General features: G+C 39.2%; 16 protein-coding genes. 12 read left to right on the top strand and 4 right to left on the bottom strand.

What is annotated here, in order from left to right; all coding sequences use genetic code 11:
• Position 1: 1 nt before the first annotated feature.
• Positions 2-976, bottom strand: a complete 975-nt coding sequence (locus tag MKL35_RS11420; RefSeq protein ID WP_016804200.1) for an aliphatic sulfonate ABC transporter substrate-binding protein — start codon at positions 974-976, stop codon at positions 2-4.
• A gap of 242 nt (positions 977-1,218) precedes the next feature.
• Positions 1,219-2,244, bottom strand: a complete 1,026-nt coding sequence (locus MKL35_RS11415) for an AraC family transcriptional regulator (RefSeq protein ID WP_002049325.1) — start codon at positions 2,242-2,244, stop codon at positions 1,219-1,221.
• Between the two features lie 166 nt (positions 2,245-2,410).
• Here MKL35_RS11415 and MKL35_RS11410 point away from each other — a divergent pair, with 166 nt between their 5' ends.
• The 3 genes from MKL35_RS11410 (at position 2,411) to MKL35_RS11400 (ending at position 6,200) form a co-directional block, all read left to right on the top strand.
• Positions 2,411-3,181 carry a 3-hydroxyacyl-CoA dehydrogenase gene (locus MKL35_RS11410; protein ID WP_004708075.1) on the top strand — a complete coding sequence of 257 codons (771 nt, stop codon included), beginning with the start codon at positions 2,411-2,413 and terminating at the stop codon, positions 3,179-3,181.
• 18 nt (positions 3,182-3,199) lie between these two features.
• Positions 3,200-4,336, top strand: a complete 1,137-nt coding sequence (locus tag MKL35_RS11405) for an acyl-CoA dehydrogenase family protein (RefSeq protein ID WP_004708077.1) — start codon at positions 3,200-3,202, stop codon at positions 4,334-4,336.
• A gap of 220 nt (positions 4,337-4,556) precedes the next feature.
• Entirely contained in the window at positions 4,557-6,200 is a 1,644-nt protein-coding gene (locus MKL35_RS11400) for an AMP-binding protein (RefSeq protein WP_032010710.1), read from the top strand.
• A 45-nt stretch (positions 6,201-6,245) separates the two neighbouring features.
• Here the strand turns inward: MKL35_RS11400 and MKL35_RS11395 are convergent, their stop codons facing one another.
• Positions 6,246-6,824 carry a flavin reductase family protein gene (locus MKL35_RS11395; protein ID WP_032010712.1) on the bottom strand — a complete coding sequence of 193 codons (579 nt, stop codon included), beginning with the start codon at positions 6,822-6,824 and terminating at the stop codon, positions 6,246-6,248.
• Positions 6,825-6,993: 169 nt separating this feature from the next.
• Here MKL35_RS11395 and MKL35_RS11390 point away from each other — a divergent pair, with 169 nt between their 5' ends.
• The 9 genes from MKL35_RS11390 (at position 6,994) to MKL35_RS11350 (ending at position 17,973) form a co-directional block, all read left to right on the top strand.
• The gene (locus tag MKL35_RS11390) at positions 6,994-7,770 is read left to right on the top strand and encodes a HesA/MoeB/ThiF family protein (protein ID WP_032010714.1); all 777 of its coding nucleotides are present in this window, start codon (positions 6,994-6,996) and stop codon (positions 7,768-7,770) included.
• 58 nt (positions 7,771-7,828) lie between these two features.
• Positions 7,829-9,127, top strand: a complete 1,299-nt coding sequence (locus MKL35_RS11385) for an ABC1 kinase family protein (RefSeq protein ID WP_016804195.1) — start codon at positions 7,829-7,831, stop codon at positions 9,125-9,127.
• Positions 9,128-9,142: 15 nt separating this feature from the next.
• Entirely contained in the window at positions 9,143-9,523 is a 381-nt protein-coding gene (folB, locus tag MKL35_RS11380) for a dihydroneopterin aldolase (RefSeq protein WP_000338781.1), read from the top strand.
• A complete protein-coding gene (locus MKL35_RS11375) occupies positions 9,480-9,917 on the top strand; it encodes a 2-amino-4-hydroxy-6-hydroxymethyldihydropteridine diphosphokinase (RefSeq protein WP_032010717.1) in 438 nt (145 codons plus the stop codon). The genes folB and MKL35_RS11375 overlap by 44 nt, the downstream gene beginning before the upstream one ends.
• Positions 9,918-10,175: 258 nt before the next feature.
• Positions 10,176-11,885 carry a potassium-transporting ATPase subunit KdpA gene (gene kdpA / locus MKL35_RS11370; RefSeq protein ID WP_106479509.1) on the top strand — a complete coding sequence of 570 codons (1,710 nt, stop codon included), beginning with the start codon at positions 10,176-10,178 and terminating at the stop codon, positions 11,883-11,885.
• Positions 11,886-11,893: 8 nt separating this feature from the next.
• On the top strand, positions 11,894-13,933 hold the full coding sequence (gene kdpB / locus MKL35_RS11365; RefSeq protein WP_081404416.1) for a potassium-transporting ATPase subunit KdpB: 2,040 nt from the start codon (positions 11,894-11,896) through the stop codon (positions 13,931-13,933).
• Between the two features lie 13 nt (positions 13,934-13,946).
• Positions 13,947-14,552, top strand: coding sequence for a potassium-transporting ATPase subunit KdpC (gene kdpC / locus MKL35_RS11360; RefSeq protein WP_032010723.1), 606 nt, complete (start codon positions 13,947-13,949; stop codon positions 14,550-14,552).
• Between the two features lie 38 nt (positions 14,553-14,590).
• Positions 14,591-17,245: a sensor histidine kinase gene (locus MKL35_RS11355; RefSeq protein WP_032010725.1), complete on the top strand. Its 2,655-nt coding sequence runs from the start codon at positions 14,591-14,593 to the stop codon at positions 17,243-17,245.
• Positions 17,246-17,256: 11 nt separating this feature from the next.
• Positions 17,257-17,973, top strand: a complete 717-nt coding sequence (locus tag MKL35_RS11350; protein WP_000625753.1) for a response regulator — start codon at positions 17,257-17,259, stop codon at positions 17,971-17,973.
• A gap of 77 nt (positions 17,974-18,050) precedes the next feature.
• Here the strand turns inward: MKL35_RS11350 and MKL35_RS11345 are convergent, their stop codons facing one another.
• The gene (locus tag MKL35_RS11345) at positions 18,051-19,475 is read right to left on the bottom strand and encodes a glutamine synthetase family protein (protein WP_270913665.1); all 1,425 of its coding nucleotides are present in this window, start codon (positions 19,473-19,475) and stop codon (positions 18,051-18,053) included.
• Between the last annotated feature and the right edge of the window lie 146 nt (positions 19,476-19,621).

The following is a 19,621-nucleotide window of genomic DNA, read 5'->3' as shown; positions in this document are numbered from 1 at the left end:
ACTATTTCACGACTTTTTGAGCAAAACGTGGATCTAATAACTGATCAACCACTTGATTGACATTGGTTCCTTTTCTGACTAAGTCTTCTTCAGTCAAAATTTTCCCAGAACGTTTTAGTGCTTGTGCTTGAGTTGCTGATGGGATGCTTTGATCAAAGTTGGTCCGGCTCAGTTGTAGTTTAGCCACAGGTAGAGGGAGTTTGGACTCTTGTGCTAAAAGTGCTGCTACTTTATCTGGATTGGCTTTTGCCCATTTTCTAGCTTGTTCATAGGCTTTAATCACAGCTTCTACCGCTTCAGGGCTTTGCTTTGCAAAGTCTTCTTTAACGCTCAATACACTATAGCTATTAAATCCAACATTACGATAAAGTAATTTCGCGCCCGATTGAATTTGAGCTGAAGCCATTAATGGATCAAGTCCAGCCCAAGCATCTACTTGACCACGCTCTAATGCAGTTTTACCGTCTGGGTGTTGTAAATGAACCAATTGTACATCGCGTTTACTTAAGCCTACGGTTTCTAATGCTTGTAGTGTAAATAAGAAAGGATCTGTTCCTTTAGTAGCTGCAATTTTCTTACCTTTTAAATCTTTTAGGCTTTTAATTGGTGAGTTTTTTGCGACAACAAGGGCGGTCCATTCCGGTTGGCTTTGTACATAAACAGTTTTAATTGGACTACCATTCGCTCGGCTTAATACCGCAGCCAATCCAGCAGTAGAAGCAAAATCGATACTATTACTGTTGAGATATTCTAATGAACGATTACTACCTTGACTAAAAACCCATTTAATTTGGGTATTGGGTAGTGCTTTTTCGAGAAGTTTTTGATCTTTGACCACTAAACTAGTTGGTGCGTAGTAAGCGTAATCAAGTTTAAGTGTAGTCGGAATTGCTGCAAAAGTAGATGAAGCAAATACAAACCCCAATGTTGATGCCAACAAAGTCTTTGGTAGAGAAAATTTTGATTTTAAAGACATGATAAAAATAGAACCGAAATAAAATAATGGATCATCCTTTCACGTGTTGAGTGGTCTATAAACTTAGTTATTTTGATTTGTAAATCAGTTTGAAAGATAAAAGTTTGAATAAAATTATAAATCTCTGTTTTTATGAATATTATTAAGCTTTAAATGATGCATTTATCTGAAATATTGAATTTAAAATACATAAATATCATAAGCTTAAGTCTAGAGTTCAAGCTTCGTTAAGTCCATTTTTATTACTTGTGTGTAGTTAAATTATCTCGATAAGCACCGGGGCTAACACCTGTCCATTTTTTAAATGCACGGTGAAAAGCACTCGGGTCATGGAAATTTAAGTCTTCACTAATGTCTTGTATTGAATCATTGCTTTTGCTTAAACGTTCAATCGCAATATCACAGCGAATTTCATTTTTAATTTGTTGATAACTCACCCCTTCATGTTTGAGGCGACGTTGAACAGTAGCTTCTGAAATATTGAGTTGCTGTGCTACATCTTTGAGTTCGGGCCATTGAGCAGGGTGAAGCTTTAATAAATGACGACGAATAAGAACGCTCAAGGCATTTTCATTTTTAAAGCGAACTAAAAGATTTTGCGGAGTTTGTTCTAAAAAATCATAAAGCGCTTTTTTATCTTTTTTAATTTTAATATCTAAATAGTGGGCATCAAATTCAATCTGATTTGTCTCGGCATTAAATTGTATATCTTCACAAAAGCGTACCAAATAATCTTGAATATCGTTCGGTTTTGGACAACGTACCGTAATACGGTTTAAGCCAATTCGTTGATCTACCAGCCAACACATAAGCCCATGTACTAACATTAAAAAGGTTGCGTAAGTAAACATACGTTTAGGTTGTTCACGATCACGAATGACCAAATAAGCTTTTTCTTGTTCTCGAATTAACTCTCCACGAATATCATCAAGCACAAAATTAAAAAAATTCAAAATATCGTAGAGAGCCTTTTCTAAAGTTTCAGCCGTACTGACGAGTTTTGTAAGTAATTTATAGCTGCCACGGCGCATAGGGTGGCTATCCATACCAAAAAACTCGTCGTTCATGGCATTGGCAAGTTCTATCCATAATTGTGCATACGTTGCTACTGGAACACGCGCTTTGGATGTCATGAGTAATTCAGTAGGAATACCAGCTTTATTCAAAATAATTTGAGTATTTAGCCCTTTGGCATAAGCCGCACTTAATGCTTCATGTACCAGTGCAATCGAAATTGTTCCTTTACTTAAAGAAGATTGGACAACCATGTCAAAGACTCATTTTTTTACGTATTTCAAGTGAAATATTTCATATTCAAAATTTGGATTGATCAAAAGCTGCAAGCATTTTGAGGTTTTTTGAAATTGTATCGGAAAAAAACAACTTTTACTCTCACTACTAAGGTTAAAGAACATTTCTATAGGACGTTACATAATGAAAATTCAAGGAAAACATTTTGTGATTACAGGTGGCGGCTCTGGTTTAGGCGCTGCAACTGCTGAGTATTTGGTAAAGCAAGGTGCCTCAGTCACGTTGGTTGACATGAATGTAGAAGCAGGTGAGCAGCAGGCGAAACAATTAGGACCAGAAGCTGACTTTGTAAAACTTGATGTAACCGATGAAGTTGCTGCTGAACAGTTCTTTAAAGATGTATTGGTTAAACATGGTCATTTGCATGGTTTGGTGAACTGTGCAGGTATTGGCCCTTCTGCAAAAGTAGTTGGTCGTGAGGGTGTTCATGACTTGGGATTATTTGCAAAGACTTTAAATATTAATGTCACAGGTACATTTAACATGCTGCGTTTTGCAGCAGATGCCATGAGCAAAAACACAGTTGGAGAAGGTGAAGAGGACCGTGGTGTCATTGTTAACACTGCTTCTGTTGCGGCATTTGACGGTCAAATTGGACAAGCAGCTTATTCTGCATCAAAAGGCGCTATTGTGGCGATGACTTTGCCGATTGCTCGCGAGCTTGCGCGACATGCCATTCGTATTATGACCATTGCACCGGGAATTATGGAAACTCCAATGCTTAAGGGTATGCCACAAAATGTACAAGATGCTTTGGGGCAAATGGTTCCGTATCCATCTCGTTTAGGAAAACCAGAAGAGTTTGCTCGTTTGGTTGCCCATATTGCCGAAAACTCATATTTAAATGGTGAAGTCATTCGTTTAGATGGTGCAATTCGTATGGCAGCAAAATAATAAAATAAGGATGTTGAAATGATTCTAAATGCTGAACAAAGCATGGTTCAGGAGATGATGCGTAACTATGCGCAAAATCAGTTAAAACCAACTGCTGCACATCGTGATAAGACCCATGAATTTCCGGCTCAGGAATTAAAAGACTTAGGTGCGCTAGGCGCAATGGGGATGACTGTGCCCGATGAATGGGGCGGTGCTGGAATGGATTATGTATCTTTGGTACTCGCAATTGAAGAAATTGCTGCAGGTGATGGTGCTATTTCGACAATCGTAAGTGTTCAAAATTCATTGGTTTGCGGTATTACACTGGCATACGGTTCAGATCAGCAAAAACAAATCTATTTGCCAAAATTTGCCTCTGGTGAATGGCTAGGATGCTTTTGTTTAACTGAGCCACATGTCGGTTCCGATGCAAGCGCGATTTTATGTAAAGCCGAGCGAGATGGCGACCATTGGGTACTCAATGGCGTAAAGCAATTTATTACCAGTGGTAAAAATGCTCAAGTGGCTTTGGTGTTTGCGGTTACAGATAAACAGGCTGGCAAAAAAGGCATTTCGTGTTTTCTTGTACCTACGAATATACAAGGTTACTTGGTCACTCGTATTGAAGACAAAATGGGGCAACATGCTTCGGACACCGCAACCATTACGCTTGAAGACTGCCGGATTCCTTTAGAAAATTTGGTGGGACAAGAAGGTGAAGGTTATAAAATTGCGCTATCTAATTTAGCGGCTGGTCGTATTGGTATTGCGGCTCAATCTGTTGGTATGGCAAGAGCAGCTTTTGATGCTGCTGTGCAATACGCGAATGAGCGTAAGGCCTTCGGTGTAGAGCTGGTTCAGCATCAGGCGGTTGGTTTTCGCTTAGCCGATATGGCAACCCAAATTGAAGCTGCACATCAGCTGGTTTTACATGCGGCAACTTTAAAAGATGCTGGGCTACCTTGTTTAAAAGAAGCCTCAATGGCAAAACTCTTTGCATCAACTATGGCTGAGCGAGTATGTTCGGATGCAATCCAGATCCATGGCGGTTATGGATACGTCAGTGATTTTCCTGTTGAGAGAATTTATCGGGATGTCCGCGTAAGCCAGATTTATGAAGGTGCTTCAGATATTCAACGTTTGGTGATTGCTCGCGAAGTGGCTCAAGTTTAGGTCATAAAGTATTGAGTTTTTAAACTTAAAACTGCAAGAAGCCGCACATCAAGTGCGGTTTCTTGCAATTGAAATGATGCATTTTTGCTATTAGTTTTATTTGAAATAGATGGAAAAGTTGAAGAAATATTCTTCGAGCTTTAGCTAAAACAATAACAGTCAGGACAAATTTTGTGGTCTTACACAAAATCAATCATCCAACGGAATGAAGGTGAGCATCATGAAAACTTTGGCAGAAGCTTATCAGCAATTTGATCTTGCAAAACTCATTGAAGAGCAACTTGTTGGGCATTCCCAAGCAATAAATGCTTATGTTGAGTGCTGTGAGCGTTATGTAGGAAAAAATAAAACAGCGCTTATTTGGGAAGGAAAAAACGGACAGACAGAGCACTATACGTTCGAACAACTTGCTGAGCTTTCTGGAAAACTTGCTAACTTCTTTAAAGCACAAGGAATTCAAGCTGGAGATTGTATTGCAGGACTTCTACCAAGAACGCCTGAGTTATTAATTACAATTTTGGCAACGTGGCGCATAGGCGCTATTTATCAGCCTTTATTTACTGCCTTTGAAGCAAAATCGATTGATCACCGTATTACGACTGCTCAAACTAAATTGATTGTGACCAATGATGAACAGCGCCCTAAACTGAATACCTTGAATGTTCCGGTTATTGTCACTGTTCATCAGACTGGTCCTTTGTCTGAGTATGACTTCGATTTTTGGCAATCTTTACAGCGCTATTCTGAGCAATGTGAGCCAGTAAATCGTAGCTTTGAAGATGACTTTTTAATGATGTTTACCTCAGGCACAACTGGACTTGCTAAGTCTGTACCCGTTCCACTAAAAGCAATTTTGGCATTTAAAGGTTATATGACTCATGCTGTCGATTTGCGTGAAGAGGATATGTTCTGGAATTTGGCAGATCCGGGCTGGGCGTATGGTTTGTATTATGGCATTACAGGCCCTTTAAGCTTGGGGCATAGCATTATTATGGATGAGCGTTCATTTAATGTAGATCAGGCAATAGAGTTAATAAAAAAATATAAAGTAAGTAATTTAACTGGTTCGCCAACAGCATTTCGCATGTTCTTTGGGTTTAAGGAAAAATTTGACCCTTCAATTAAACAATATTTACGCGTAGTGAGTAGTGCAGGTGAGCCATTAACTCCTGAGGTTGTGAACTGGTTTAAGCAGGATTTAGAGGTTAATATTTTTGATCAATATGGCCAAACTGAGCTAGGGATGGTGATTGCAAATCATCATGCGCTTGAGCACCCATTAAAAGTAGGTTCAGCTGGTTTTGCAATTCCTGGGCATCGTTTTGCGGTGTTAGACCAAAATTATCAAGAATTACCAACAGGTGGTGTTGGTATTTTGGCGATGGACTCGGAGCAATCGCCATTAATGTGGTTTAAAGGCTATGGTGGCAATAATCGCAAAGCCTTTGTCGGCAAATATTATTTAACAGGTGACACGGTCACTTTAAATGAACATGGCGGTATTGATTTTGTTGGACGTGCTGACGATGTCATTACAACATCGGGCTATAGAGTTGGACCATTCGATGTTGAAAGTACTTTATTAGAGTGTGAGGCGGTATTAGAGTCAGCAGTAATTGGTAAGCCAGATCCGGAACGAACCGAAATAGTCAAAGCCTTTGTGGTACTTAAGCCTGCTTATCAAGCGTGTGAAACATTAAAAGATAAGTTACAGCAATATGTTCGTAACCGTTTATCTCGTCATGCTTATCCAAAAGAAATTGAGTTTGTGGATAGTTTACCGAAAACCACGAGCGGAAAAATTCAAAGAGGATTGTTGAAGCAGCAAGAAATTGCAAAAATGCAGCAAGCCTACGCGAGCTAAATTGAACAAAGGGAAATATTTAAATATTTCCCTTTATTTTTTATATTAGAGGTCGGCTTTCACTTCTTCACCAATCAAGTAAAACGCTCCACCAGCAATATAGTGCAGGCTACGAAGTTCTTTTGGTGCATCCTGAAAATGCCAGTGTCCATCTCTAAAAACGCGACTATCTGCCCATGCACCTACAACAGAACCAATAAATAAATCATGAGCTGACTGATTATGTGGTTCAGGAATAAGTTTACAAACCAGCCATGCGATACAACCTGATACAAGTGGACTGGTCTGCTCTTCTTGATAAAACAGTTCAACTCCGCAGTGCTCAAGTTTTTGTGGGTCATCCAACTTACTAATAGTACCAAGTTGTTTGGTCATATTGAGCTGTGCATAACAAGGAACTTGTAGTGTGAAATAGCCACTTTGCTCGACAAGCTGTCGGGTTTTGGTGCTTTTATCTAAAACTACAGACACTTTGGCAGGTTTAAACTCTAATGCACATGCCCATGCGGCAGCCATTACATTGCGGTCGTCACCATGTTGTGCAGAAACCAGCACAGTTGGACCATGATTTAATAAACGATAAGCTTTTTCTAACTCTACTGGTGCAATATATGATTGGGACATATTTAGCCTAAGTAATACAGAAAATGGATTGTTCTATTGTTGCAGAAAGCGTGTGAGAAGTAATGTAATGGGGAGTTAACTGAATAAAAAAGTTGTTTCCATTTTATAGCTTTCCTAATGACGAACTTAGTCATAAAATCATTTAGCTTCTAAGTGAAAGGATTAACGTGTGACCGAGCTTCAAGATATCGATTTTGTAGAGTTAAGTGATGAAGAAATGCATCTCTATAGCCGTCAGATTTTACTTGATGGATGGGATATTGAAGCTCAGGAAAAACTCAAACTTGCCAATGTACTGATTGTGGGTGCTGGTGGCATAGGCTGTAGCAGTGCAGAACTACTTGCACGAGCAGGAGTTGGAAAAATTACACTCATTGATGTAGATACCATTGAGGTAAGTAATTTACAACGACAAATTGCGTTTGGTCATGAAGATATTGGTTGTTATAAAGCTGAAGTTCTAGCAAAACGGTTACAGAAAATTAACCCTTATATCTGTGTTGAATACTTTAATGAACGTTTAGACGAACATAACATTGATAGACTTGTTGAACACCAAGACGTCGTTTTAGATGGTTGTGATAACTTTACAACTCGCTATTTAGTGAATAGTGCTTGTAAAAAGCATCAGGTCGCATTAATTAGTGCTTCTGCAATTGGCTTTCAGGCGCAAATGTTTATGGTTGAAGGTGATTCAGCTTGTTATGAATGTTTATTTCCAAAAGAACAGCATGACAATGAAGGCCTTCGCTGTGCAGAGTCAGGAGTGCTTGCAACGACTCCTGTAATGATAGCGTCATTACAAGCACATCACACTTTACTTTATTTAGGGCTTAATCGCACTCCTCTGAAACAGAAACTGTTACTTTGGGACGGATTAAATATGTCACAACGTATTGTTAATTTTGATAAAGATATAAATTGTCCACTTTGTCAGGCAAGCTAATCAGCAAATAAAGCAAAATTTGCTAAACTTGAGACGAATATTCTGGTTCTAAAGAAATATGAAAAAAAATATTTTATTTGATGGATTGCGCTCAGTTGCCCGTATCGGTGAAACCGCAGTAGTTGCGGCTAAAGCTGGTATTAAGTACGCAACTGATAAGCCAAGTAATGCCAAACTCATGCGTGAGACTTTTGAGTCGCTTGGCTCAACATATATTAAGCTTGGTCAGTTTATCGCGAGTACACCATCGCTATTTCCGCGTGAATATGTAGAAGAATTTCAAGGTTGTTTGGATCAGACTCCAACTCTGCCATTTAGCTATATTCAAGGCGTACTTGCCTCTGAATTTGAAGGGCGTGATTTAAGCGAGATTTTTAGTTATATCGATGAAAAACCTTTAGCTTCTGCTTCAATTGCTCAGGTTCACGCAGCTAAACTAACGACAGGTGAAGATGTCGTTATCAAAGTACAAAAACCTGGCGTAGAAACTATTTTATACACTGACTTAAATGTGGTGCATTGGGCTGCAAAGCTGCTTGAACGTGCAGTCCCTAAAATCAAGTTTGCTGCTCTTTCTGACATTGTTGATGAAATTAAAACTCGTATGGTGCGTGAAGTCGATTTCATTGAGGAAGCCCAGAACTTAGATGACTTTGTGGAATATTTAAATATTTCACAAAACCAAGCTGCGACAGCCCCTAAAGTTTATCATCAGTTTTCTACACGCCGTGTTTTGACCATGCAGCGTTTATATGGTGTGTCTTTGACAGATTTTAGTGTCGTGAAACAATATGCTAAAGATCCGTCACAAGTACTCATTACTGCCATGAATACATGGTTTGGTAGTCTTATGCTCTGTAAGAGTTTCCACGCTGACTTACATGCTGGAAATCTAATGCTGCTCGAAGATGGCCGAATTGGTTTTATCGATTTCGGTATTGTGGGTCAGTTAAAACCAGAAGTCTGGACAGCATGTATCGCGTTTATGGATGCTTTGCAAAAGACTGATTATCAGGCTATGGCTGAAAATATGCTCAAAATGGGTATGACCCATAACAAGGTCGATGTTCAGGTTTTAGCTCAAGATTTAGAGCGTTTGTTTAATGGCGTATTAATGGCCGATCCACAGCAGATTCTGTCTACTAATCCTGCCGATTTAAACGACATTATGATGGATATGGTAGGGGTTGGTGAGCGCCATGGGATTAAATTCCCTCGAGATTTTGCCTTATTATTTAAGCAAATGCTTTATTTCGATCGTTTTATGCGCGTACTCGCACCATATACTGATATTTATGCAGACCAACGTTTGAAAATGGTTCAAAATATGGAACCTGCTTCGTTGTTAAAGCACTAAGGTCAGTTTAAATTTATGGATGCCATTATTATTGAAGGCTTGAAGGTTGAGACAGTGATTGGCTGTTTCAACTGGGAAAGACAAATCATTCAACCTTTAATGTTGGATTTAACCATCCATAATGATTTGAGCCGAGCTGCAGCGTCTGACAAGCTTGAGGACACACTCAACTATGCACAGATTTGTGAGTTATCGGCTCAAACCATTCAACAAGCCAAACCTGAATTAATCGAGCACGCAGCTCATCTGGTTTTGCAATGTTTATTTGAAACCTTTCCAACAATTGAAAAAATTACCATAACCATCCGTAAGCCAGCCATCATTGCAGAAGCAAACGCTGTAGGAATTCGTCTTGAACGCACACGAAACAATTTTTGCGCTCGCCCTAGCGAGTAATTTAGACGCAGCACAACACTTTACTTTTGCGTATACGCAATTAGCAACTTTGGGGAAAGTGCAGTTTTCATCTGTTTATCAAATTCCATGCCGAGATGGTATTGGAGATGATTACTGGAATTCAGCATGTCTATTAAAAAGCACTTTATCATCTGAACAAATTGAATCTTTTTTAAAGAAACTTGAGTCAGATTCTGGACGTGTTCGACCATCGCATCATATTTCTTTAGATGTAGATTTGATTGCATGGGGAAATGATCTGGATCATATGCAATTTAATTCTAAAAAATTACCTTTGGCACTCGATGTAAAAATTCCTTTATATGAACTTTGGCATTGTGAAAGACTAAAGGCTGATAGTACGCTTTACCCAGTTGTTAATTTTAAATTTTAAGGTCTTTCAAACTAAATTTTACGCAAAATTTACGCGGCCTTTGAGTTCCTCAATAGAGAATTTACGAGCATTTTACCGATACTGAAATCCACTAAATTAGTGTTACTTCAGGACAATAAAGATGCTTATAAATTCTCAAATGCGCATCTTGCATCAGTCTGGCATAGTCTTATGCGGACTAAAAACAAATGATATTTCCCCATCTCTCCTTATTTCCATTTTGGCAAATCAAGCCAAGGGGTATAGAGGAGAATAGCCATGTTAGAACTTATTCTTGTTTTATTTATTGCTATTTTTCTAGCATGGTGCCTCAGTAAATATCTATCCAAAGTGATGGCAAATCAGCCGATGGTAGGCGATGGATTATTTCGTTGGATTGAAAATCCTGTCTATCGCTTGTTAGGTATATCTCCGCAACAACAAATGAACTGGAAACAATATTCTTTAGCATTTGTTGTTAGCTGTATTTTTTTAGCTGTAGCCGTTTTTGCTATTTTTATGACGCAAGCATGGCTGCCATTAAACCCAAATCATGCACCAAATATGAGCTGGGATTTAGCATTACATACGGTTATTTCATTTTTAACCAACACCAACCAACAGCATTATTCTGGTCAAGCTCAATTATCTTATTTGTCGCAAATGACAGGTATTGTAGGTTTGCAAGTCATCACACCAATGATGGGATTAGCTTTAGTTGTTGCGACCTTAAGAGCTTTCTTTTATCAACGTCCTAGCCATATTGCGGCCGATGTTGCTGAACAGCCAGATCAAATTTTAATTGGTAACTATTGGGCAGATGTAATACGCCCTACAGTCCGTTTTTTGCTTCCTCTCTGTTTTGTTTGGTCATTGTTGCTTAACAGCCAAGGCGTGCCAGCAACTTTTCAGGGTGGACCGGAAGTACAGCTTATTGATAAAGCGAATACAGTACAAACCCAAAAAATTCCATTAGGTCCAGTTGCACCGATGGTTGCTGTTAAGCAATTGGGTAGTAACGGTGGCGGCTGGTATGGTCCAAATAGTTCTGTACCTTTAGAAAATCCAACGCCACTATCTAATTTATTAGAAATGATAGCGATTTTACTCATTCCAATCACAGTCATTTTTATGGTCGGGCATTTTACTCAGCGTAAAAAGTTTGCTTACTTTGTCTTTGGTAGCATGCTTTTCATGTCGATTATTTCAGGTGCAGCGGCTGTCTGGTCTGAGAGTATGTCATCGACAGCATCTCAGCTTGCCGTAATGGAAGGTAAAGAACAACGTTTTGGACCAGCCGCATCAGCAGTTTGGGCAGCGCTTACTACACAGGTAAATAACGGCTCAGTCAATATGATGCATGATTCTTCTGCGCCGCTTACTGGTTTAGTTGAACTCATCAATATGTTGATTAATGCGATTTGGGGTGGTGTGGGCTGTGGTCTGCAACAGTTTATGATTTATCTGTTACTCGCTGTATTCATTGCAGGCTTAATGACAGGTCGTACTCCTGAATTGTTTGGACGTAAGATTGAAGCGGCAGAAATTAAGTTGCTCGCGATTATTATCTTGATTCAACCTTTAGTCATTCTTGCGTTTACTGCATTAAGCCTCAGCATTCCAAGCATATCTGGAATTAGTAATCCAGGACCACACGGTATTAGCCAAGTGTTCTATGAATATGTCTCTGCATTTGCCAACAATGGTTCAGGTTTTGAAGGCCTTGGAGACAACACTATATGGTGGAATGTCACTTGTAGCATTGCACTTATTTTAGGACGCTTCCCGACATTAATTTTGCCATTAATGATTGCGACACGTTTAGCAGCAAAAAGAAAAGCACCCGAAACAGCGGGTAGTCTTCAGGTTGAAACGCCAACCTTTGCTTTAACACTGATTACGATTGTTGTGTTGCTTACCTTATTACAATTTATGCCAGTTCTTGTCCTTGGGCCAATTGCCGATCAACTTTTGTTGGTTAAAGGCTAAGGAGGCGAGTGAAAATGAATACACAAACTCATGTAAATAGCCATAAACAAACCATGGCAGTGCCAAATTTTGAAGTTTGGAAAAATGCATTTGTGAAACTGCTACCACAGCATGCAATTAAAAACCCTGTGATGGCAATTGTATGGCTTGGAACAGTGGTTACTGCGATGAGTACAGTCTTGGGTTACACCACGTTGTTATTTGGTTTCGCGGTTACAGCAATTCTGTTCATTACCATTTTATTTGCTAACTATGCTGAAGCAGTTGCAGAGGCCAGAGGTCGTGGACAGGCATCTTCATTACGTGCAGCAAGAGAAAATTTAACAGCTCGAAGACTCAACTCTTTGACAGACCGTCAAGCGACTCAAGTTGCAGCGACCCAACTTCATTTAAATGATTTTATTGAAGTACATGCAGGTGAGCTTGTTCCAGCCGACGGTGAGATTGTAGAAGGCTTTGCAACTATTAATGAATCGGCTGTTACAGGTGAGTCTGCACCTGTGCTACGTGAAGCTGGAACAGACCGTTCAGGTGTTATTGGTGGAACCAAAGTTCTTACAGATCGTATTGTTGTGCAAGTGACTGCTGAATCTGGGCAAAGTTTCTTAGACCGTATGATTGCTTTGGTCGAAGGCTCAAATCGCCAGAAAACTCCGAATGAGATTGCGCTTGGCTTCTTGTTAATGGTGATGACAATCACATTTTTAATTGTCGTGATTAGCTTGCCATTTATTGCCAAGTATTTGCATATTGAACTTGATCCAGTCGTGCTCGTGGCGTTATTGGTCTGCTTGATTCCTACAACCATTGGTGGCTTGTTACCTGCGATTGGTATTGCGGGCATGAACCGCGCACTTAAAGCCAATGTTTTGGCGAAATCAGGTAAAGCTGTCGAAGTTGCGGGTGACATTGATGTGCTTTTACTCGATAAAACAGGAACCATTACTTATGGTGACCGTCAAGCGACCTCTTTTTATCCTTTAACTTCGGTAACCGAGTCTGAGTTGAGAGCTGCTGCTTGGGTAAGTTCACTTGCCGACCCAACACCAGAAGGGAAATCGATTGTTAAGTTAGCAAAAGAGCAAGGCTTAAAACAGCAAGAACCTGAGCAAGCCGAATTTATCTCTTTTAGTGCTTCGACTCGAATTTCTGGTGTGAATTTACCGAATGGTGACCAAATTCGTAAAGGTGCTTTAGATGCAATCTTGAAATTTGTAGATGAAGATTATTCTCAAGATTTAGAGTTAAAAGCACGTGTTGAGCAAGTTGCCAAAAAGGGTGCGACACCATTGGTTGTCGCAAATCAACATCATGTACTGGGGGTGATTGAACTCTCAGATGTGATTAAACACGGCATTAAAGAACGTTTTGCTCGTTTAAGAGAAATGGGCATCAAAACCGTCATGGTCACAGGCGATAACCCATTAACTGCTGCTGCGATTGCTGCTGAAGCAGGGGTAGATGACTATATTGCCGAAGCAAAACCAGAAGACAAATTGGCTTGTATTCGCACCGAACAACAACAAGGTCGTTTAGTTGCGATGGTCGGTGATGGAACCAATGATGCGCCAGCATTAGCACAAGCTGATATTGGTTTAGCCATGAATTCAGGCACACAAGCTGCAAAAGAAGCTGGCAATATGGTCGATTTAGACTCAGACCCAACCAAATTACTTGCTGTGGTCGAGATTGGGAAACAGCAGTTGATTACCCGTGGTGCTTTAACAACATTTTCATTGGCAAACGACGTCTCTAAATACTTTGCCATCTTGCCTGCATTGTTCGCTGCTGCGATTCCACAAATGCAAGTATTGAATGTAATGCACTTAGCAAGCCCAAACAGCGCGATTTTATCTGCATTAATTTTTAACGCGATTATTATCCCGTTATTAATTCCAATCGCACTACGAGGTGTCAAATTTAAACCTTCAACGGCAACTCAGTTATTACGTCGAAATATGTTGGTTTATGGGGTGGGCGGTGTGGTTCTACCATTCCTTGCCATCAAAGCGATTGATGTAGTGATTGTTCAATTATTTGGTTTGTAATCTGGAGTTTGAAATGAAAACTTATATACAAAATTCAGAAGCAAATTTGGGTCAGACCTTAAGAGCATCTTTCGGACTTCTAATTTTTACCCTTGTGGGTTGCGGTGCTATGTATAGTGCGATCGCTACAGGTGCGGGACAGGTGTTATTCAACAATCAAGCAAATGGTAGTTTGATTGAAATAGACCATAAAGTTCTAGGGTCAAAATTAGTTGCTCAGCCATTTGTTGGAGAGGCTTATTTTCATCCGCGTCCTTCAGCGGTTGCTTATGACCCGATGGCTATGGCAGGTACAAACTTAGCGCGTACTAATCCTGAACTACAGCAACAAATTGATGCTCAGATTCTTGCGGTGAAAAAACAAGATCACACGGACAATACACCTATTCCAAGTGATTTGGTGACTAAATCGGGGAGTGGTATTGATCCGCATATTAGTCCTGAATCTGCTCACTTACAGGTTGCTCGAGTGGCTCAAGCGCGTCATGTCGACCCTAAGGTTGTTGAAGAGCTTTTGCAAAAGTATGTTGAACCGAAGCAGTTTGGTGTATTGGGGCAAGCTCGTGTTAATGTATTAGAGCTAAATATCGCTTTAGATCAATTACAATCTACACATTAACTTGAAAATAAAATTGTTAGTTTACCGGATGATATCAAGTGCAAAGCAATCGCGAAAATCAGGCTGAGGCCTTATTAAATCATGTAAATAGATATCAAGCCGGTCGACTAACAGTCTTTCTCGGTGCAGCGCCTGGTGTCGGCAAAACCTATGCTATGCTTGCCCGCGCTAAAGAGTTATATCAACAGGGCACAGATGTTGTTGTTGGTATTGTTGAAACCCATGGAAGAATAGAAACTCTAAAAATTTTGGAAGGCTTGCCTCAAATTGCTAGAAAGGAAATGCAATATCAGGGGCATACTTTAGAAGAAATGGATTTGGATGCTATTTTACTCAGGCATCCGGAAATTGTTTTAGTTGATGAGTTGGCTCATCGCAATATACCCAATAGTCGCCATGAACGACGGTGGCAAGATGTCAATGAATTGCTAGATGCAGGTATTGATGTATTTACCACCATGAATATTCAGCATTTAGAAAGCTTAAACGATGTGGTGCATCAGATTACGGGCATTCGAGTAAATGAAACTGTGCCAGATCGTGTATTTGATCGTATTCGAGACATTCGTTTAATTGATTTACCTGTTAGTGAACTGATTGAAAGGCTCCATCAAGGAAAAGTCTATGTGCCAGAGCAAGCGAATCTGGCATTACAAGGCTTTTTTAGCATTTCAAATTTAACTGCATTACGTGAACTGGCAATGCAATGCGTTGCTGAGCATGTCGATTTAGATTTAAAACAGAGTTATACCTCTAAAGGTTTGAAGTCTATCTCGCTACAAAATGAATTAATGATTGCGATAGATGGGCAAGGCTCTTCTGAATATTTAGTACGGGCAGGTTGTCGATTAGCTGAACGCAATGGAGCAACATGGACTGTAGTGAATGTTGCTAAAAGTTTGGATTCTGGGCAGAGTTCAGCAAATTCATATAAAAAAGAATATATTGAAATTGACCGTGCATTTGAATTGGCTCGACAACTTGGTGGTCGAACCGAAGTTTTATATGGGCCACGAGTTGCTTCGGTGTTAATGGATGCTGCGCTTGATCGAGGTATTTCCAATCTGGTCATTGGCAAAAGTATTTCACCGTGGTGGTTAAAGTTATTTAAGAAAAATTTAGCTCAGCAATTATTAAATCAAGAAAACTCGATTGCTTTAACGATTTTACACCCAGAACAGGGCACTAAAAAGACAGCTCAACTTGAGAAGCCATCATTTTTATCATTAAAAGAAAGTGTTTTTGTTTTAGCGGTAACATGCGCAAGTATTTTTATAGCTCACTTTGCCGAAGTTCTATTAGGTATTGAAGACTTCTCTGTTATTTTTATTATTTCAGTTTTAATTGTAGCAACTAAAACCCGAATGCTTGCTGCAGTAGTAGCTGCTCTTATTTGTTTCTTAGCCTATAACTTTTTCTTTATAGCACCACGTTTTACATTTCAAATTTCAGCACACCAAGGTGTGGTTACCGTTGTTGCTTTTTTTGCAGCAGCTTTAATTGCTGGGCGGTTGGCTTCTCAGTTACGCCAGCAAGTTTTGTCTTTAAAAGCTGCTAATGCCTACACCACAGTGATGCAAGACTTGGCACGTAAGCTTTCTAGTGCAGTAAACCTTGAAGAAGTCATGCAAACCGGTCGTATGACTTTAGAAACCCAGCTGCAAACTAAAGTGTGGATTTCTATCCAAGATAGAGTTATTTCATCTGATATAGAACTAAATGATAAAGAAAAAGTAGCTGCAGAATGGTGTTTGAAACATCAACAGCCGTGTGGACGTTTTACCGATACCCTTAGTCAATCAAACTGGTGGTTTTTACCACTTTTAGAGCAGAAAAATAGCCTAGGTATAGTGGGAATTTACTTTAAAGATGACGTGGTTTCCTTAAATTTTGAGCAAAAGAAACTGACGGAAAGTGTAATTGAGTATATTGCACAGGCAGCATTTCGAACCCAATTGGTCAATGAACTTGAACAAGCAAAAGTGACCAGTGAAACAGAGCGCTTACGTTCTGCTTTATTATCTTCGGTATCGCATGATTTACGTTCACCACTTGCTTCTATTATTGGAGCCGCAGATACGCTTGCCAATTTTAAAGCTGATATGTCTGAACAAGACCAGCAAGATTTACTTGAAACAATTCATTTAGAAGGTGAGCGTTTAGACCGTTATATTCAAAACTTACTTGATATGACACGCTTAGGCCACGAAGGTTTAACTTTAAAAAGAGACTGGATTGGGGTAGATGAGTTAATTGGTTCAGCAACCCGCCGTTTAAAACGTTATAAACCAGATACGCAAGTGGTCGTTCACTTACCTGAGCAACAAATTAGTTTATATGTTCACCCAGCGCTGGTTGAGCAAGCTATTTTTAATGTTTTAGAAAATGCCGCAAACTTTTCACCTCCAGATGAACCAGTCATGATTCGAGCTCAACTTTCATCAGAAGATAAAGTAAAAATTGAAATTGAAGATAGAGGTGCGGGAATTCCTGAAGATGAAAGACATCGCATTTTTGATATGTTTTACACGATGGAAAGAGGAGACCGTGGAAAATTTGGTACTGGTTTAGGGCTTACAATCGTAAAAGCGATTATTGGTGCTCATATGGGTACAATAGAAGCATTTTCAGGGCGCCAAAATAAAGGTACTTTAATTCAAATCAGATTACCCATTCACCCAGTAAAAGAATAAGTTGTAAATTCATGATAAGTTCCGAAACATCACCTGTAGAAACACGTATTGTGATTATTGATGATGAGCCTCAAATTCGTAAATTTTTAGATATTGCTTTAAGAACTCAAAAATATAAAACCACGCTCTGCGAAACGGGTTACAAAGGCCTAGAAACTTTAGCAACACAAGGGGCTGATTTGGTTATTCTAGATCTGGGCTTACCCGATTTAGACGGAAAAGAAGTGCTTCAAGAATTACGTAGCTGGTCGAATGTGCCGGTTATTGTGCTATCTGTACGGGCTGACGAATACGAAAAAGTTGCTTTGCTAGATGCTGGCGCAAACGATTACATGACCAAGCCTTTTAGTGTGCAAGAGCTTTTGGCGCGCATACGTGTCATTTTAAGAAACCAACCGATTCAGCAAGAAGCGCATGTCTATGACGATGGTTATCTTAAAGTTGATGTTACGCAACGTTTGGTTTGGGTCGAGCAACAACCAATTACTTTAACTCGAAAAGAATTTCAACTTTTGACATTGTTAATGCGCTATCAAGGACAGCTTTTAACCCAGCCACAGCTCTTAAAAGAACTATGGGGTCCAACCCATCAGGAAGATACGCACTATTTACGTATTTTAGTGGGCAAGTTACGCAGTAAACTGGGGGATAACGCAATTCAGCCACGCTATATTGCAACTGAACCTGGTGTTGGATTGCGTTTTTTAGCTAAACAGAAAAATCATTAATTAGATATAAAAAAAACCTTAGGGTATTTCTCCCTAAGGGTTTGCAAAGTGGTTTATAGTTTTTTTGCTTTTTTTATTTATATATCCCAATGTTGTTCTGCTTCAGTCATTTGACTATAAATGTTTTGATATTCAGCCTGCTTAACCGTGTACCAATGTTCGACAAAGTCAGCGCCTAAATATCCTTTTAAAATAAGACTTCCTTTAAATATTTTTAAGGCTTCTGGTTGGTTGTTAGCTAATAAAATATGCTCGTCTGGAAATTTTAAAAGATGAGCAGGTTTTGGTAGTGGTAATTTATGAGATAAGCCGTAAGATACACCTGCTAAAATAGTGGCTGAAACGAGATAGGGGTTACAGTCAGCTCCAGCAACACGGTATTCTAAACGTTGATTTTGTATATCTGAACATGGAATGCGGATTGCGACATTACGATTGTTAGTATCCCAATTGGCTTCTAATGGTACATGATGCCCAATTTTAAAGCGTCTATAAGAATTAATATTAGGGGCTAAAATCGCCATAGATGCAGGCATTAGCTCAATAAGTCCGCTAATTGCACTGAGTAATTTGGTAGAAAGCTCATCTTTTTCTTCTTCTGAACTAAATATATTTTCATGGTATTGATTCAGCATACTCATATGAAAATGCATGCCGCTTCCAGCCTTTGCCAAGTTGGGTTTCGCCATGAAACAAGCAGTTAAGTCATGCTTTCTTGCGACTTGTTTTACAATTCTTTTTAAAGCATTAATTTGATCGCATAGCTTCAAAATGTCATGGCTGTGTTGAAGATTTAGTTCATATTGTCCAGGAGATGATTCCGCAACAATCGCGGTAATTTCAATAGATTGTAGTAGAGCAGCTTTTTCAACCTCATCTAGGACTTGTTGATAGTTATTGGGTGCATCTATATCAAAACATTGGTTTTCTATACAGGTTTCAGCCTGATGCTGAGGTGAGAAAAGATAAAATTCTAATTCGGCAGCCATGACAGGAAAGTAATTATGGGCATGTAACTGATTTAATATTTTTTTTAATATATTGCGTGGTTCATAGCGGCAGTCTGTACCATCTTCTTCTTGCATTGATAGGTAAAGCTGAGCATTTAATTCTGGGGATAAGGCACTTGGTTGCAAGCTGCCTAAAATGGGCAGGCAAAGTCTATCTGGTTCACCAATATATTTTCCTAATCCTGTCTCTTCAATTACTTTTCCATCAAGGCTCATGGCGTAAACAGAAAGTGGAAAATAACATCCATGAGAGAGATTTTTGAGGCTTTTAACGTCAATTCGTTTACCACGAATATGCCCGTTTAAGTCATGTAGACAAATATCAATGTGCTGAGTCTGAGGATATAAATTTAAATATTCATCAACTTCTTTTAAAAAAAGCTCTGAGTTGAACGTATGTACGTGCGTTTGTGGAATAAAATCATCTGATATTTTAAATGCCTTAAAGTGAGAATCTTTTAAGTTTAAATTTGGGTAAATAAGCGTACTCATTATAAAAAACCTTGGTGGTTATTTAGCTAAAATCCTACCTTAGCCCTTGAAGTAAATCGCGTAAAAAAAGAGTAAAATGGTTAAAGAGAGTTTTATAAATAATTTTTATTTTTTGTATTCATAATCAGTGGCTTGAGTTTTGTTTT

It is taken from the genome of Acinetobacter sp. AOR41_HL, assembly GCF_027854645.1.
Taxonomy (GTDB): Bacteria; Pseudomonadota; Gammaproteobacteria; order Pseudomonadales; family Moraxellaceae; genus Acinetobacter; species Acinetobacter nosocomialis.
This window is presented reverse-complemented; position numbering and strand designations above follow the sequence as displayed.